Origin of the sequence: Mucilaginibacter ximonensis (assembly GCF_042686265.1) — a bacterium.
In the GTDB taxonomy this organism is placed as follows: Bacteria; Bacteroidota; Bacteroidia; order Sphingobacteriales; family Sphingobacteriaceae; genus Mucilaginibacter; species Mucilaginibacter ximonensis.
The window spans coordinates 244726-261696 of record NZ_JBHUPD010000002.1 but is presented as its reverse complement, the minus strand read 5'-3'; the positions used below and the strand labels follow the sequence as shown (position 1 = coordinate 261696).

The window sequence follows — 16971 nt, the reverse complement described above, 5'->3', positions numbered from 1 at the left end:
CGTCGCCATGACAAATATTAAATCTACCTTAAAAGACATATTACAGGCCAACACTACCCCCGACGTTTTTACCTGGATAGAGGAAGGCCGCCCCTTAAACAGCGTGTTTATGCTGCTGCCACGCAAAACCGGCAAAGCCGCTTTAAGTATTACTCAGGAGCAAAGTGAGGCAATTAATACTGCCATCCCCGGTTTTTCTGTGGATAACTGGACGGTTGATCATCTGGGTCGCGCTTACTTGCTGGCAAAGCTTGATAGTACCCATAAAGACGAATATTTCCGTAAAATAGAAAGCTTGTTTATGGCTGCCGAAATGGCCGAGCAGGTAGCGCTGTATTCAAGCCTGCCGCTGCTGGCGCACCCTGAGCTTTGGGTTAAACGTTGCGCTGAAGGCATCCGCAGTAATATAGGTATTGTGCTGGAAGCTATCATGTACAGTAACCCATATCCTTCACAAAACTTGGAACAAGCCGCTTGGAACCAATTGGTGCTGAAAGCTTTTTTTACAGATAAGGATATTAATAAAATTGTCGGTATTGACAAGCTGGCAAATAAAGACCTGGCCTATATCATTAGCGACTACGCGCACGAGCGCTGGGCTGCGGGCCGCGAGCTTAACCCGCAAATGTGGCGATTAGTGGGCCCTTTTATCGACGATAAGTTATTTGAAGACATTAAGCGCCTGTTTGACAATGGTAAGTTAACTGACCACCGCGCAGGTGCGCTGGCTATTACTACCTCAAACTACGCACCTGCAAAAGCGTTATTAAATAAATACCCCGAGCTTGAAAGAGCTATAGCAAATAATGAATTAAGCTGGGATGACATCGCCGGCTAAAAAATAGAGAAAGATATGTGTTGTACCCACTCGTTTGAAGAAGTTAAGCATGAGCCGCTATCACCGCCGGTTAGTCTGGACGGTATTAAGGGCATGAAGTTTTTTGACCCACATGTGCACATGACCTCGCGCACCACCGACGACTACCAGGCCATGGCCGATGCCGGTGTGGTAGCGCTGATAGAGCCGGCTTTTTGGCTAGGCCAGCCGCGCACAGGTTTAGATAGTTTTCGCGACTATTACAGCAGTTTGGTGGGCTGGGAGCGCTTCCGCTCGTCGCAGTTTGGTATTAAGCATTACTGCACCATCGGCCTGAACAGCCGCGAAGCTAATAATGAAGCGCTGGCCGAGCAGGTGATGGAGATGTTGCCTTTATTTATCTACAAAGAAGGCGTAGTAGGCATAGGCGAAATTGGTTTTGACGACCAAACCGCTGCCGAAGAAAAATATTACCGCGCGCAGTTAGAGCTGGCTAAAGAATCAGGCCTGCCGGTTCAGATACACACCCCGCACCGCGATAAAAAAGGTGGTACCCGTCGAAGCATGGATATCGCTATCGAGCATGGTTTGGACCCCTACAAAGTTATTGTCGATCATAACAATGAAGAGACGGTTAAAGAAGTATTAGATCGCGGCTTTTGGGCGGCGTTTACCATTTATCCTTTCACTAAAATGGGTAATGAGCGTATGGTGGAGATTGCCAAACAATACGGCTCAGAGCGCATCATGGTTAATTCGGCTGCCGACTGGGGCATTAGCGACCCGCTGGCTGTCCCTAAAACCGCTGCGCTGATGAAGATTCGTGGTATCAGCGATAAAGATATTGAACTGATTACTTACCGCAACGCTATAACTGCCTTTGCCCAAAGCGGACAGATTGATGAAGCCGACTTTGGCATTGTGAGCGGTAATATCGACCAAAGCCAAAAATTTGAAGGTAATACCATTTTACGCGGCGGCCAGCAACCTCGTATTGATAAATCGTCTATCATTATTAGCTAACGCGATATGGCACGTAAATTAACCGTTTATTTAAGGCTGATGCGCCCGGCAAACATTGTCACTTCGGTGGCCGATGTGCTGGCGGGTATTGCCATAGCCGGTTATTTTTACCATCTGACATTTAACGCTATCAGTTTTTACCCGGTTATATTGCTTTGCCTTTCCACCATAGGTTTGTACGGCGGCGGTATTGTATTTAACGATGTTTTCGACGCGGAGCTCGACAAAGTTGAGCGACCTGAACGCGCCATCCCCAGTGGATTGGTTAGCTTGCGCGAAGCGACCTTTCTAGGTATATTTTTATTGTTATGGGGGATAGGCTTTGCGTTCTCCTACAGTAATCACGCCGGAGTCTTAGCTGTCGCTATTGCTTTTGCGGCGCTGTTGTACAATAAGGTGAGTAAACATTACGCCTTTGTTGGTCCGCTTAATATGGGTATTTGCCGGGGGCTGAACTTGCTGCTCGGCATCAGTATTTCGGTACCCATGCTGATGGACTATTATTACCTGGCTGCGGTGCCAGTTATTTATATTTTCTCCATCACCATGATTAGCCAGGGCGAGGTACACGGGGGCAGTAAGCGCAATTTGTATATCGGCGGGCTGCTGTACGCAGTTGTGCTTTTAACCATTGCTTATTTTATCGTTATACAGGGTAGATCAGAAGCGTTTATATTTCTGTTACCTTTTACATTTCTGATCTATCAGCCGCTTTGGTTTGCTATTAAAAATCCTATTGGTCCCAATATCGGTAAAGCCGTTAAAGCGGGTGTAATTTCATTGATATTGATGGATGCGGCCTGGGCCGCTTCATTTGGCGCTTTTTGGGCCGCAATATTCATTGCCTGTTTGCTGCCGGTGTCGAGGCAGTTTGCTAAGGTGTTTGCGGTAACGTAACAGATTGTTTACTTTTCTGTTGGCGAGCGCTCATTCGCCGCTGAGGCTTTGTTCTTTTGCTTGATCAAAAGAACCAAAAATCAAGTCAGCTGTGATGCCTCTTTGCGCTCATGGCCTTTACCCTGCAAAGCACGTAAAATCTGGGCAGGGGGCTGTTGCCCCAATTTGTCGCACGAGCCTGCGCTTCAGGCAACATTCCCGACAGCCCAGCAGCCGCACATGTCCAGCATCGTTTTACCTGCTTTCGCCCGAAGCTGCACAGCTGACACTAATGCACAAATTAAGCATAGTGCTAAAGTAGAGAGAAAAAAAGAGCGTAAAGGCCTGCCAATCCACCGGGCCGGGAGTATGGCCTGTGCGGCTGAAGCGATTGGATTGGCTTGATTTTTTGGTCCTTTTTCATCTAAGGAAAAAGGACTAGGCCCTCCCGCGGCCATGAGCGGGTAAGACATGTGTAAATCAAATCGTTTTTCGCAGTAATAGACAGGACGGTTGCATGTGGGTATTAATCCCTTTCTAATCCAACCTCAATATTTCCGTCAAATTTTGTTTACGTAATCGTATTTAAATTAATGTTTTAGATATTCGCTTTTTGATATGGAATATTTACAGCAGTCGTTTAGTGTGAGGTTTGAATACAAGACCTTTTTTACCTCGGGTCTTTTTGAGTTGTCAAACACGGGTTTTAATGATTTTATCGCGGCCGATTCAACATCAGCCTCGATAAAAAAAATATTATTTGTGGTTGATCAGGACGTGTTGAAGGCAAATCCAAAACTGGCTGATCAAATTCGCCGGTATTTTTCCATTCATAAAGCCGCCCAGTTAATTCCCGAAATTATTGCCATGCCGGGGGGCGAGTTGATTAAAAACGACGAGGGCTTTTTTAGCCGCGTATTGCAAATCATTAACCAATACAACATCGACCGGCACAGTTATGTAGCTGCCATTGGTGGTGGTTCAATTCTGGACATGGTGGGTTATGCCGCTGCTGTGGCCCATCGCGGTGTAAAGCATATCCGCATACCAACTACGGTGCTGTCGCAGAACGACTCGGGCGTGGGTGTGAAAAACAGCATCAACTATTTCGGCAAAAAGAATTTCCTGGGGACGTTTGTGCCGCCGGTTGCTGTTTTTAATGACGATCAGTTTCTCTTGACTTTAAGCGACCGCGATTATCGGTCAGGCATTGCTGAAGCTATCAAGGTTTCGCTGATTAAAGACGCCGCGTTTTTTGAATGGCTCGAGGCAAATGCCGATGCCCTGGTGGCCCGCGACATGCCGACTATGAAGTATCTCATTAAACGTTGCGCCGAGCTGCATTTGAATCATATCGCCGGCCTGGATCCGTTTGAAAAAGGCTCATCGCGCCCGTTGGATTTTGGCCATTGGAGTGCCCATAAACTGGAGCAGTTAACTAACTTTAAGGTGCTGCACGGCGAGGCTGTGGCAATGGGTATTGCACTGGATACGGTTTACTCAAATCTTTCCGGCCGCATATCAGTTGATGAAGCTAACCGCGTTGTGAACCTTATTAAGAAAATCGGCTTCGAAATTACACATCCATTATTGGAAGTAACCGGCGATGACAGCCCGATACTGATAGGCCTCCAGGAGTTTCGTGAACATTTGGGCGGCGAGCTGACTATTATGCTTTTGGAACGCATTGGCGTGGGTATTGAAGTGCATGAAATGGACGCGCAGTTGATCAAGAAAGCCGGCGAGATATTGAAGAATGAGCATGCTGCGTTGAGTGCAGTGTAAAGATTAAAATAGAAAGATGTCATTTCGACCAACAGAGAAATCTATACACACGCTGAGCATGGCGTAAATGCATGTGTATAGATTTCTCGTTATCACTCGAAATGACATGTTTTTAATGCGTAGGCATTAATACTATCTACCTTAAGTTAGTCCGGATTTGTAATCCGGATTAGATGAGTGGCGGATTTGTAATCCGCGTAATAGGGGATTACAAATCCCCGCGACAGGGGGTCACGGATTATAAATCCGGACCAACATTATGAGGAGCTAAATATAAAGTGTCATTTCGAGTGATAACGAGAAATCTATACACGGGCAATTCACAACTATTTGCGCGAGCACGGATTTCTCCCTTTGGTTGAAATAACATGCTTGTTTTATATCTACCAACTATGAAAAACCAATGGCTGCCGCTACCAATCAGCAGTCATTAAACCAAAAACCGTTGTATGCAAACATCAACCGGACATTTAACTTACTGTACCAACATTCATCCCGGCGAGAACTGGCCGGCGCATTTCGAGGCGCTGAAAAAGAATTTCTCGGGGATAAAACAACAATTATCGCCTGATGCACCTATGGGCATCGGCCTCCGCTTGTCGCACGTGGCCAGCCTGGAGCTGGATAAACTGAGTAACCTGGCCGAATTTAAACAGTGGCTTAAGGAAAACAATGCCTATGTGTTTACCATGAACGGTTTCCCGTACGGCGAGTTTCACCATACTGTGGTGAAGGACCAGGTACATGCCCCCGACTGGACAACCAATCGCCGCGTCGATTATACCCTGCGTATGTTCCGCATTCTGTCAACCTTATTGCCAAAAGGCATGGATGGGGGTATTTCAACATCGCCGTTAAGTTATCGCCACTGGTATAACTCGGCCGACGAACTGCAGGAAGCTACCAGCCTGGCTACCCATAACATTTTACAGGTTGCCGCTGCGCTGATTAAAAAATATCGCGAAAGCGGTGTTATTATGCACCTGGATATTGAGCCCGAACCGGATGGTATTTTGGAAACCGGCGAGGAGTTTATCGGCTGGTATGAGCAGGTATTGCTGCCAATGGGCCGCCCTTTCATAGCTAAACAATTTGATGTGGATGAGGACGAAGCCGAGAACCTGATTAAGCAGCATGTTATGCTGTGTTACGATGTTTGCCACTTTGCTATTGGTTATGAGCAGCATCAGCAAGTACTTGATACGCTGGCTGAGAAAGGGATTGAGGTGGGTAAAATACAAATCAGTGCTGCACTGAAAGCAGATTTGCCAAAGGATGCCGATCGTGAAGAGATACGCGCAGCGTTTGACCGTTTTGACGAGCCGACCTATCTGCACCAGGTAGTTGCTAAGAAAGTGACCGGCCATGTAAAGCGTTATCCCGATTTGCCGGAAGCTTTGGCCGATATAGAAAACCCATTGATTGAGCAGTGGCGCGCACATTTTCATGTACCGATATTTACTGAAGAATATGGTTTAGTGCAGTCAACACAGTCAGACATTGTAGATGTACTGCGCATTCAGAAAGCAAACTCGTTCACTAACCATCTGGAGGTAGAGACCTATACTTGGGGAGTACTGCCTGACGCTAAGAAATTACCCATTAATGATTCTATTGCCCGCGAACTGAACTGGGTGAAAGATCAACTATAAAATATACAGATCATGAAGAAAACGGTTGTTATTGATGTTGTCGGCTTATCAAAATCGGTAATTGGTGAGCACACGCCGTTCCTGCAAAAATATATAGCCCAAAGGCACTTAACCACTATCGAACCTGTGCTGCCTGCGGTGACTACTTCTGTACAGTCAACCTACCTAACCGGCAAATGGCCTGCTGACAACGGTATTGTAGGCAATGGTTGGTATGACCGCGTGGACTCAGAAGTGAAATTCTGGAAGCAATCCAACAAGCTGGTTATCGGCGATAAGATCTGGGATAAAGCTAAAAAGGAAGATCCGTCATTCACCAGCGCCAATATGTTTTGGTGGTATAATATGTATTCAACCGCCGATTACTCGGTAACCCCCCGGCCCCAATACCTGGCCGATGGGCGCAAACAGCCCGATTGCTATTCGCAGCCGGCAGAACTGCGTGACGTTTTACAGGAAAGGTTAGGGCAGTTCCCACTGTTTCAGTTCTGGGGACCGGGTGCCAACATCAAATCAACCCAGTGGATAGCTGACGCTTCGATGATCAACGATGAGCTGCATAACCCGACATTAACCACGATATACCTGCCGCATCTGGATTATTGTTTGCAAAAATTTGGTCCCGACTTGGCGAAAATTACGCCTGAGCTTAAAGAGATAGATGGAGTGATTGAACAGCTGGTTACCTTCTATCAAAAGAAAGATGCCGAGATCATTATTCTGTCTGAATATGGTATAGCGCCGGTTAGCCGGCCAATACATTTAAACCGCTTGTTTCGTGAAAATGGCTTGTTGGGTATCCGGGTTGAGAATGGGCTCGAATTGCTGGATGCAGGCGCTTCAAAAGCCTTTGCCGTGGCCGATCATCAGATAGCGCACATCTATATTAATGACCCATCGGTAACTGAAAAAGTAACGGCATTGCTTAAAAATGTAAAGGGAGTTGAGCTGGTGCTAGATCGCGCAGCACAAAAAGCACATCATATAGACCATGAGCGCGCCGGCGATATTGTAGTTGTAGCCGACGAGAAAAGCTGGTTTACCTATTACTTCTGGCTGGATGATGCTAAGGCGCCGGATTATGCCCGTTGTGTGGATATACATAAAAAGCCCGGTTATGATCCCGTAGAAATGTTCATGACTTCAAAAGCACGTGCAGCTTATAAACTGGCCCGTAAACTGGCGGGTTTCAGGTATGTTATGGATGTCATCCCATTGGATGCTACTTTAATAAAGGGCTCGCATGGCCGCACCAATATACCTGATGAGTATAAAGCCGTGTTGATTACCGATAATGCGGAGAAGAATGTGCAACCAACGGATGTGTTTGATATTATCTGGAAGAGCTTGCGTAAATAGTATCTTGACGGTGTCAGCTAAGATGCCATCTATAAACAGATATATTTGGTAGCGCCACCTACTATATAAGAATTTTTGCGCCGGCTAACGCTCTCTAAATTTATGTGACCTTTTCTGATAATCTTGCGTCTTGCTGATACTAACCTCAATTTGACCGAGCATGAAAAGAATTATCGTCATTATCCTTCTTTCCGTCCAATCGTTTGCCTATGGGCAATACCACGTTAATCTGAACGACAAGGTCGTAATCGGCACCCACACCAACCTCGAAACTTATTTTTTTATGGAACGGCTCTGCGTGCAACATATAAATAACTTTGTTTTTGATTTGAAGGATGCCAGTTATTCACACCAACCTATAGTTGATTTTGCTTTTAAACGCTTTAAGCCATTTGTTAATACCGCTTTGGTGACAAAAACATCGGCCTTATTAAAGCGGTTGCGTGATAGTTTGTACGATAACGGCCCGTTGCTCAATTACCTGGTAAATCAAAAAGCATTTCCGGCCAGCGGCCCTGCATTTGCTGGGATGATGGCTGAGAATAATAAGCTTGATAACACCAAATTATTTGCCGAAATAACAGATAGCCTGAGGAGCTTTTATGTGCAAGCCAAAGTATCGGGTTTTTTGAAAGAGAATGCCGCTTTTTATGGAGGGGCTATCAAAGAGGTTCAAAAAGATGTTGATCTGCCCGCATTTGCGGGACTTGAAAAGTGGTTTGGTCAGCAATTCCCTCAATATCGACTGTACCTGTGCCCATCAATGCCCATTACTGCCGGCGAGGACAGCTATCGAGGTTTCGGCGCCCGGATCGCGTCACCTAAAGGGTTAATACCGGTTATGATCATGAGTACAGACAGGGTGTTGCCTGCTCAGTCTCCCTTAACTGCTTACCGCCACTTTGGGTATGATAACCCGGTAATTACACAAATGCTTACTAAGCATGAAATGGCGCATACGTTTGTTAATCCTTTATTGGATAAATATGCCAAAGAAATAGCCCGTGATACGGCCTTATTTACCCGGGCCCTAAGTGCAGTGCAGTCGCCTAATTATATTAATAACTGGCAGATATGTGTTATTGAGCACCTGGTACGTTTATCAGAAATAAGGGTTGCCGTAGCTATGGGCGATATTAAAATGGCTGATAAACTACGCAAAATTCATATAGGGGAGTATAAATGTATACTATTGCCTTTGCTGGAAAAACATATTATAGCCTATGAGCGAAACCGGAAATCCTATCCGCGTTTTAAGGCTTACCTGCCTGAGCTTTTGGCTTACATGCACACGCTTACGCCCCAAGTAGTTAACAAACAGGTCGAGCTGTATAAAAATTACGCTGATTAAATGGCATTTCTGCCATGTCACTCGGAGTTGATAATCATCTAATCGCCTGGGCAGTTATCTATTTCAGGACAGGTCAGGCAAATAAGCTGTTTCATTTTTAGTGTTTCACTCCATCTGCTCAAAAAATGTCAAAATAGCTTAGTTTGCTCATTAACAATTGTTTATGTTGCTCACCTAAACCTTTTGTACTGTTTCAAAGTGTTTCACTGCTTTGGTGTAATTGTTTGATATTCAGTAATATAGCTAAAAATGGTGTTTCAAAGTGTTTCATTATTTAGTGAAACACTTTGCCAGCTTTGGCTCCTTCATTTCTTGGGGCGCCTTGTCCAACCGGTTTGTTTATTTCGCCATTTCGTGTAACTTACGGGCTCCAATTGTAGTTAATAATGCGTAAGTTTTCCTTTCAAATTATCGTGCTGTCGTTGTGCCTGGCTACAACTGTAAACGCACAGCAAATCAAAGAAATAGCACCCGGTGTAACCCGTGTAACTGTAGGTGAGGTTGATCGGTTTTCACCCTATAACCTGCTTCAGCCAAAGCCGCAGGTTGATGGTATGAGCAAACTACCGGCTGCCGGTGCCATAGTAGACCCGAAAAGCATCCGTGTGGAGCTTACCAGCCGCGGCGCCGTTGTGCACATCCCTTTAGGAGACGAAGAAGAGCTATATGGTTTCGGGTTGCAAATGAACTCGTTCAAACAGCGTGGGCTACGCAGAAAGCCGATAGTAAACGATAACCCTCTGAACAACGTAGGATATACCCATGCACCTACTACTTTTTACTTATCGACCAAAGGTTATGGTATTTTCATCAACACATCGCGCTATACCACTTTTTACTGCGGCACCCACAAGCAGCTTTCAGGCAACAAGGATGTAAATACCGGTGCAGGCAGTGGCGGCAACTCTGTCGCTGATTTATATAGCAAGTCCAACACCAACTCGGGCGAGGTAATTGTTGACATTCCGGGCGCCAGGGGCGGGGATGTGTTCATCTTTAATGGCCCGACATTAAAAACGGCCTTACAGCGCTATAACCTGTTTAGCGGAGGTGGGGCCATGCCTGCAATATGGGGCCTTGGTATACAATACCGTATGAAAGCCGACAGCAAGCAACCCGATGTCTACAAAATGGCGGCCTACTTCCGCGATAACCATATTCCGGTTGACGTTTTTGGCCTGGAGCCCAAATGGCAAACTGCATCTTACTCCTGCTCCTATGTCTGGAGCCCGGAGTATTTTCCGACGCCCCAGGAGCTTATAGACCGCATGAAAGCCGAGGGTATTAAACTGAACTTATGGGAGCATGCCTACACCTCGCCAGCTTCGCCAATATACGGAGCGCTGGCATCTGCTTCGGGCGACTATAAAGTTTGGAACGGCCTGGTACCCGATTTTGCCGGAGTAGCAGCGCCTAAGATCTTTGCCGACTATCATAAACAAACTTTTGTGGACAAAGGTATCTCAGCCTTTAAAATGGATGAGTGCGATAATTCCAATATAGGTACCGGCGGTGCCGTGTGGTGTTTCCCTGAACTATCTCAGTTTCCATCCGGCATTGATGGCGAGCAAATGCATCAATTGTTTGGCTCCCTGTATTTCAAAACCATGTATGATAATTACAAAAAAGCCAACCGCCGTTCATATTTTAATATCCGGTCGCTTTATGATTTTGCATCATCGTTTCCGGCCTCTCTGTACAGCGACACTTACGAGCACAAAGAATATATCCGCATGATTAGCAATGCCGGTTTTTCTGGTTTGTTATGGTCGCCCGAGGTTAGGGAGTCAGCTAACCTTCCAGAGCTATTCAGGCGTACGCAAACAGCTATTTTGTCGTCTCAAACAGTGTTTAACAGTTGGTATTTAAAAAACCCGCCATGGTTACAGATCAACATTGATAAAAACAATCGGGGCGAATTGTTGTTTAACGCCAGGGAAATCGAATCAAAGATCAAGACCCTGCTGAATTTCAGGATGAGTTTTATTCCTTATTTGTATACAGCCTTCGCTAAATATAACCATGAAGGCATACCGCCATTCAGAGCTTTAGTGGTTGATTATCCCGAAGACAAAGCAACTTATAACGTTTGGAATGAATATATGATAGGCGATAATGTACTGGCCGCTCCACTCATTGATAGTGCGTCGTCCCGAAAAGTATATTTGCCTAAAGGCAACTGGTTTGATTATAATACCAATAAGGTATATGTCGGCGGGCAATCATATACCATTGAAACCGGGCTGGATCAAATACCTATTTTTATTAAGGAGGGAACTATATTGCCTATTGCCAAACCGGTTGAACACGTGGAATCGGATACAAAATTTGAGATTACTTGTTACGTATATGGACCGGGAAATGCAAGTGCCTCGTTATTTGAAGATGACGGCGTGACCTTTGATTTTGAGGGCGGTCAAAGTAATGAGCTGACTTTATCTTGGCAAAATGGAAAGGGTAGGATTAGCCGGAAAGGTAATTTTAAGCCCGAAAAGTTTATCATTAAACGTTGGGTAAAAATATAATATTACCTCAAGGTTAAATATTGTTACGTAGGTGACCAATAAGGTATAATTAATAAGTTAATTTGGAAAAAAAGACTACTTTTACGGCTGCTTTAAAAAAATGAAAAGAATATTATTACGAAATCTGTTTTTTTGTTTTCTTGGGGGAGTTTTTTTAAGCTCCTGTATTAGTAAGAAACAAATAGCATATTTTCAAAAAGCTCAGGGCGAACATGATACAATTAGTGTTGCACAAGCTTATGTTCCAAAAATACAAGCTGGTGATATATTATCTATTACTGTGAGTTCGCTTAACTCAATGGCCAGTAGCTTTTTCAACCCTTTTTCAAATACTACTTCTGATAATGCCACCAACTCCACATTGAACGGGATACCGGCTGTCAGTAACGCAACTGGATTTTTAGTAGACACGGCTGGAATGGTTGAGTTACCTTTGGTAGGCGCAATCAAAATTGCCGGACTTACTACGTCTTCTGCACGGGATGTTATTAAGGCTCGGTTAAATGTGTACTTGAAAGAACCAACCGTTAATGTAAGGTTCCTTAATTATAAAATATCCGTAATGGGCGAAGTTGCACACCCCTCAGTTTATGTTATCCCGAACGAACGAATTACGCTACCTGAAGCTTTAAGTATGGCTGGCGACTTAACTATATACGCCATGCGTAATAACGTTATGATAATTCGTGATGTAAACGGCAAAAAGGAATTTGGGCATGTAAACCTGACTGGTCGTGATTTGTATGACTCTCCATATTATTATTTACATGCAAATGATGTGGTTTATGTAGAGCCTAATAGAGCAAAAAGGCAGCAAATTGAACCTGTATTTAAAATATTGCCTGTCGTTTTAAGCGCTGTGTCGGTACTAATGATAGTTATTTATTATTCAAGGCGCTAATATCCATTTATATGAATATTGAAGATATCGAGAATTTAGTTAGCAAGGAAGAGAAGGGGGCAGATTTTAGAGAGATATTAATTAGGTACTTATATTATTGGAAATGGATACTGCTTTCCCTTGTAGTATTTTTGATTCTAGGGTATGTTTACATAAAAACCACCACCCCGTTATATCAAATAGAAACTGATCTGCTAATAAAGCAGGATAAAAACAATTCAAGCTCGGGCGCTGAAGACGATGTCTTAAAAAGTTTAAACCTTTTCTCAACAAACAAGATCATCGACAATGAGATACAGATTTTAAAATCGTATTCATTATTTGAAAAGGTAGTCAAAGATCTTGATCTGGATGTTTCGTACTATATAAATGGCAGCGCTCGTAAATACCCCTTATATGAAAATGCTTCACTGCCGTTTCGTATAAAGCTATTAAGCCCTAATTCAAATAGTTATGGTGAATTTCTAAAACTTGTACCTCTAAGTTCAACTGTTGTTGAGTTGAATGGCAAAAAAGTTCCGGTCGACCGACCGATTCAAACTGCCTGGGGCACTATTATAATTTCACCTAATCGGAGTCACAATATCTATCTTAATAAAGAAATAGATGTGAAATTTAATCGTTTAGGAGATTTTTTTCAAGAATATAGCAAGATATTGGCAATCAATCCCGCCAGTAAAGACGCAACTGTTCTGATTATTACTTATCAGGATGCGATACCAAAAAGAGGCGAAGATATATTAAATGCTCTTGTTAAAGAGTATAACAACGCTGCAATCGAGGACAAAAACAAAGTGATTGCGAGTACATTATTTTTTATAGAAGACCGTCTTAAAAAGTTGTCTGAAGAATTGGGCTCTGCCGAAAATAAGGTTGAAGATTATAAATCAAAAAACCGTATTACGGATATCAGCGCGCAATCACAAATATTTTTGCAAAGTGTACAACAAAATGATGCTGACTTGGGCAAATTGAAAATTCAAATCAGCGTTTTGCGCAATCTGCTTAATTACATCAGCGCGGATAATGAACAAGGCAAATTACCATCAATGTTGGGCATTGAAGACCCGACACTGTTAGGCCTTGTCACGCAGTTGGCAGACACTAAACTCAAGAGAGAAAGTTTGTTACAGACAGTGCCCAAGACAAACCCACTTGTTACCTCGCTTGATGATCAGATCAACTCTCTCAAAAATAATATAACTCAATCAGTGAAAAATCTGGAGTCAGCATTATTGATCACCCAACAGCAGTTATCGTCAAAAAATCGTCGGTTTGAATCAGTTATCGGCGAAGTGCCTTCTAAAGAGCGCGGGTTAATAGATGTAATGCGCCAGCAAGATATTAAGAACACTTTATTCACTTTTCTGCTTCAAAAAAGAGAGGAACAGGAATTGTCTTTAGCGTCAAATTTGGCCGATAGCCGTACTGTGGATCCAGCCAGGAGTACCTCGCACCCTGTTAAGCCGGTTAAACAAGTGGTTATGCTGATTTTTTTTATGCTGGGATTTTTAATGCCTCTTATTATCATTTATTTGAGAAGCTTAATTAATAACCGGGTTACTAAACGATCTGATATTGAAAAAATTACCAACGCTCCAATTCTCGCTGAAATTGCTCAATCTGAGGAGTCAAGTCAGCTTATAGTGGTTGAAAAGCCGAGATCTATGGTTGCTGAACAAATAAGAGCCTTCAGAACAAATTTGGAATTTGTCAGCTCGGAAGTAAAAAATAAAACTTTATTGTTTACGTCGAGTGTGAGTGGCGAGGGCAAATCATTTGTCTCTCTTAATCTAGGGGCTAGTATAGCTATGTCGGGAAAAAAAGTGGTAATTTTAGAGCTAGACTTACGTAAGCCTAAACTTCACTTATCATTAAATATTCATAACGATAAGGGATTGTCTAATTATCTGATTGACACTGCAAACTATGAAGATATTTTAAAGGAAATTCCGCAGCAACCCAACTACTATATTATAACTAGCGGGCCAATTCCACCTAACCCGGCCGAGTTGTTGCTTAACGGCAGGATAGACGATTTATTTGCAAGGCTGCGTAATGAATTTGATTATGTGATCATTGATGCGCCGCCGGTAGGTTTGGTTACAGACGCGCAAATACTGTCAAAATTTGCTCACGTAACAGCCTTTATTATCAGGCATAATTATACTTTAAAAAATCAAATATACCGTATTGACGAGCTTTATAAAGGTAAAAAGTTTGCCAATATTAGTTTAGTGTTTAATGCGATTGATTACAATTCGAGCTATGGTTATGGCTATGGTTATGGCTATGGTTATGGCCATGGTTATGCAGGCGGTTATTATACGGAGGATAAGCCGCGTAAAAGCTTTTTTCCAAAATTTAAAAAATAGTTAAACGGTAATTCTGTAATGGATACTAAACTTACAATAATCGGCTTGGGTTATGTTGGTCTACCCCTGGCTGCCGAATTTGGCCGGTATTATGCCGCAGTTGGATTCGATATCAATGAAAACCGTATTAGTGAATTGAAAAATGGTTATGACCGTACCTTTGAAGTATCCGAAGATTTGCTTAAACCCGTGCTGAAATTTAATAACGACAGCGAAGCCGGACTTTTTTTTACTAATGAGATCAATGAACTTAAGGACAGCAATTTTTACATAATTACGGTACCTACACCTGTTGATAAAAACAACCGTCCTGATTTGACGCCGCTGTACAAAGCCAGCCAAACAGTAGGTAAGGTTTTAAAAGCCGGTGATATAGTTGTTTATGAATCTACTGTTTATCCTGGAGTTACAGAGGATGAATGTGTGCCGGTTTTGGAAAGAGAGTCTGGGTTGAAATTCAATATAGATTTTTTTGCCGGATATTCTCCGGAAAGAATTAATCCTGGCGATAAAGAGCATACCGTTACTAAAATACTTAAGATTACATCAGGCTCTACTCCCGAAGCAGCAGAAAGGGTGGATAAGGTTTATAAATCAATTATAACGGCGGGTACCTACAAGGCCCCGTCAATCAAAGTAGCTGAGGCTGCAAAGGTAATTGAAAACTCACAGCGAGATATTAATATAGCTTTTGTAAATGAGTTAGCTAAGATATTTAATCGTTTAAATATTGATACTGACGAGGTGTTGAAGGCTGCGGGTACCAAATGGAATTTCTTAAAGTTTAAACCGGGCTTGGTGGGTGGACATTGTATAGGGGTTGATCCTTATTATTTGGCACAAAAGGCACAAGAGACCGGATATCACCCAGAAATAATATTAGCTGGGCGCCGATTGAATGATGGTATGGGTGAGTATATCGCACATGAGCTGGTTAAACTTATGTTAAAAAAGGACATTCCGGTAAAAAATGCCGAGCTATTAGTATTGGGGGTAACCTTTAAAGAAAATTGCCCCGACGTAAGAAATACTAGAGTTGTAGACATACTGAACACGCTAAAAGAATATAATATTAATATATCGATATACGACCCTTGGGCAGAACCAGCGGAAGTAGCGCACGAATATGGCTGGATATCAGCAAAGGAACTGGTTGCCGGAAAGAAATATGACGCTGTGATATTGGCCGTGGGACACGTGGAATTTGCTGAGCTGGATGTTGCGTCATTATGTAAAGACAACTGTGCGATATATGATGTTAAAGGTGTTTTACCCCAATGGTTAGTTGATGCTCGATTATAATATGTACGAAATTGCCTTTCACAACGAAAATATCCAAAACAGTTCTTTTTTAATAACTGGGGGTGCTGGTTTTATAGGATCAAATATTGTACGCTATCTATTAAAATATGGCGCTAAAGAGGTGCGGGTTTTAGATAATTTTTCAACAGGTTCACTAGCTAATATCGAAGAGTTTAAATCTGACAAGGCATTCCGGCTTATAGAGGGCGATATACGCGATATTAAAACTTGTAGAAAGGCTGTACAAGATATAGATTATGTAAGCCATCAGGCCGCACTCGGCTCTGTGCCGCGGTCAATTAATGACCCCGTTACTACCAATGATGTTAACATCAGCGGATTTCTGAATATGCTAGTTGCTGCTAAGGATGCTGGCGTAAATCGGTTTGTGTACGCTGCAAGCTCAAGTACTTATGGCGACCATCCGGGTTTGCCAAAAGTTGAAGATAAGATAGGTAATCCGTTGTCTCCTTATGCGGTAACTAAATATGTTAATGAGTTATATGCATCTGTTTTCTCGCGTACCTACGGTTATCATACCATCGGTCTGCGATATTTCAATGTATATGGCCCGCGCCAAAATCCAAACGGTCCTTATGCTGCGGTAATACCTCTTTTTATACAGGCTGCTTTAAAAGGTAAGCCGGCTTATATTAATGGTGATGGAGAGACTAGTCGCGACTTTACCTTTATAGAAAATGCAGTTCAGGCAAATATAAAATCACTACTTTTGCCTGAGATTTCAGAACACCAGGTAATTAACATAGCCTGCGGGGAAAGAACTACGCTAAACCAATTGTGGAATGCCATTTGTGATTGTTTGAAACTAGATTTACCTGCGATTTATCAAATAGAACGGGCCGGAGATGTTAAGCATAGCCTAGCTGATATTTCAAAAGCTAATACACTCATCGGATACAAGCCGTCGGTGTTTCTACCCGATGGCATAGAACGTACCATTGTCTGGTACCGTGAGAATTTAAAGAGTATACAATAGTTTAAGTT

12 protein-coding genes are annotated in these 16971 nt (G+C 43.1%); all 12 read left to right on the top strand.

The window, feature by feature from the left end; genetic code table 11:
- The first annotated feature begins 7 nt into the window (after positions 1-7).
- Positions 8-838: an EboA domain-containing protein gene (locus ACFS5N_RS08690; RefSeq protein WP_377184324.1), complete on the top strand. Its 831-nt coding sequence runs from the start codon at positions 8-10 to the stop codon at positions 836-838.
- A gap of 15 nt (positions 839-853) precedes the next feature.
- On the top strand, positions 854-1840 hold the full coding sequence (locus ACFS5N_RS08685; protein ID WP_377184322.1) for a TatD family hydrolase: 987 nt from the start codon (positions 854-856) through the stop codon (positions 1838-1840).
- Between the two features lie 6 nt (positions 1841-1846).
- The gene (eboC, locus tag ACFS5N_RS08680; RefSeq protein ID WP_377184320.1) at positions 1847-2737 is read left to right on the top strand and encodes a UbiA-like protein EboC; all 891 of its coding nucleotides are present in this window, start codon (positions 1847-1849) and stop codon (positions 2735-2737) included.
- Positions 2738-3334: 597 nt separating this feature from the next.
- Positions 3335-4501: a 3-dehydroquinate synthase gene (locus ACFS5N_RS08675; RefSeq protein WP_377184318.1), complete on the top strand. Its 1167-nt coding sequence runs from the start codon at positions 3335-3337 to the stop codon at positions 4499-4501.
- A gap of 449 nt (positions 4502-4950) precedes the next feature.
- Positions 4951-6153 carry a metabolite traffic protein EboE gene (gene eboE, locus ACFS5N_RS08670; RefSeq protein WP_377184316.1) on the top strand — a complete coding sequence of 401 codons (1203 nt, stop codon included), beginning with the start codon at positions 4951-4953 and terminating at the stop codon, positions 6151-6153.
- Positions 6154-6165: 12 nt separating this feature from the next.
- A complete protein-coding gene (locus ACFS5N_RS08665; RefSeq protein WP_377184314.1) occupies positions 6166-7512 on the top strand; it encodes an alkaline phosphatase family protein in 1347 nt (448 codons plus the stop codon).
- Between the two features lie 160 nt (positions 7513-7672).
- Complete coding sequence (locus ACFS5N_RS08660) at positions 7673-8863, top strand: DUF4932 domain-containing protein (RefSeq protein WP_377184312.1); 1191 nt, start codon at positions 7673-7675, stop codon at positions 8861-8863.
- A gap of 386 nt (positions 8864-9249) precedes the next feature.
- Positions 9250-11388, top strand: coding sequence for a glycoside hydrolase family 31 protein (locus ACFS5N_RS08655; RefSeq protein WP_377184310.1), 2139 nt, complete (start codon positions 9250-9252; stop codon positions 11386-11388).
- Between the two features lie 100 nt (positions 11389-11488).
- The gene (locus ACFS5N_RS08650; protein WP_377184308.1) at positions 11489-12289 is read left to right on the top strand and encodes a polysaccharide biosynthesis/export family protein; all 801 of its coding nucleotides are present in this window, start codon (positions 11489-11491) and stop codon (positions 12287-12289) included.
- Positions 12290-12300: 11 nt separating this feature from the next.
- Complete coding sequence (locus ACFS5N_RS08645; RefSeq protein ID WP_377184306.1) at positions 12301-14664, top strand: GumC family protein; 2364 nt, start codon at positions 12301-12303, stop codon at positions 14662-14664.
- 18 nt (positions 14665-14682) lie between these two features.
- Positions 14683-15966, top strand: a complete 1284-nt coding sequence (locus ACFS5N_RS08640) for a nucleotide sugar dehydrogenase (protein WP_377184304.1) — start codon at positions 14683-14685, stop codon at positions 15964-15966.
- Positions 15953-16963 (top strand): SDR family oxidoreductase, encoded by a 1011-nt coding sequence (locus ACFS5N_RS08635; RefSeq protein WP_377184302.1) that lies wholly within the window; start codon positions 15953-15955, stop codon positions 16961-16963. Before ACFS5N_RS08640 ends, ACFS5N_RS08635 begins: the two co-directional genes overlap by 14 nt.
- The last annotated feature ends 8 nt before the right edge of the window (positions 16964-16971 follow it).

Excerpts from the sequence above, each read along its gene's own strand:
- ACFS5N_RS08685 (WP_377184322.1), top strand. The coding sequence starts at position 854 with ATGTGTTGTACCCACTCGTTTGAAGAAGTTAAGCATGAGCCGCTATCA.
- ACFS5N_RS08690 (WP_377184324.1), top strand. The coding sequence starts at position 8 with ATGACAAATATTAAATCTACCTTAAAAGACATATTACAGGCCAACACT.
- ACFS5N_RS08655 (WP_377184310.1), top strand. The coding sequence starts at position 9,250 with ATGCGTAAGTTTTCCTTTCAAATTATCGTGCTGTCGTTGTGCCTGGCT.
- ACFS5N_RS08660 (WP_377184312.1), top strand. The coding sequence starts at position 7,673 with ATGAAAAGAATTATCGTCATTATCCTTCTTTCCGTCCAATCGTTTGCC.
- ACFS5N_RS08645 (WP_377184306.1), top strand. The coding sequence starts at position 12,301 with ATGAATATTGAAGATATCGAGAATTTAGTTAGCAAGGAAGAGAAGGGG.
- eboE (WP_377184316.1), top strand. The coding sequence starts at position 4,951 with ATGCAAACATCAACCGGACATTTAACTTACTGTACCAACATTCATCCC.
- ACFS5N_RS08640 (WP_377184304.1), top strand. The coding sequence starts at position 14,683 with ATGGATACTAAACTTACAATAATCGGCTTGGGTTATGTTGGTCTACCC.
- eboC (WP_377184320.1), top strand. The coding sequence starts at position 1,847 with ATGGCACGTAAATTAACCGTTTATTTAAGGCTGATGCGCCCGGCAAAC.
- ACFS5N_RS08650 (WP_377184308.1), top strand. The coding sequence starts at position 11,489 with ATGAAAAGAATATTATTACGAAATCTGTTTTTTTGTTTTCTTGGGGGA.
- ACFS5N_RS08675 (WP_377184318.1), top strand. The coding sequence starts at position 3,335 with ATGGAATATTTACAGCAGTCGTTTAGTGTGAGGTTTGAATACAAGACC.
- ACFS5N_RS08665 (WP_377184314.1), top strand. The coding sequence starts at position 6,166 with ATGAAGAAAACGGTTGTTATTGATGTTGTCGGCTTATCAAAATCGGTA.
- ACFS5N_RS08635 (WP_377184302.1), top strand. The coding sequence starts at position 15,953 with ATGCTCGATTATAATATGTACGAAATTGCCTTTCACAACGAAAATATC.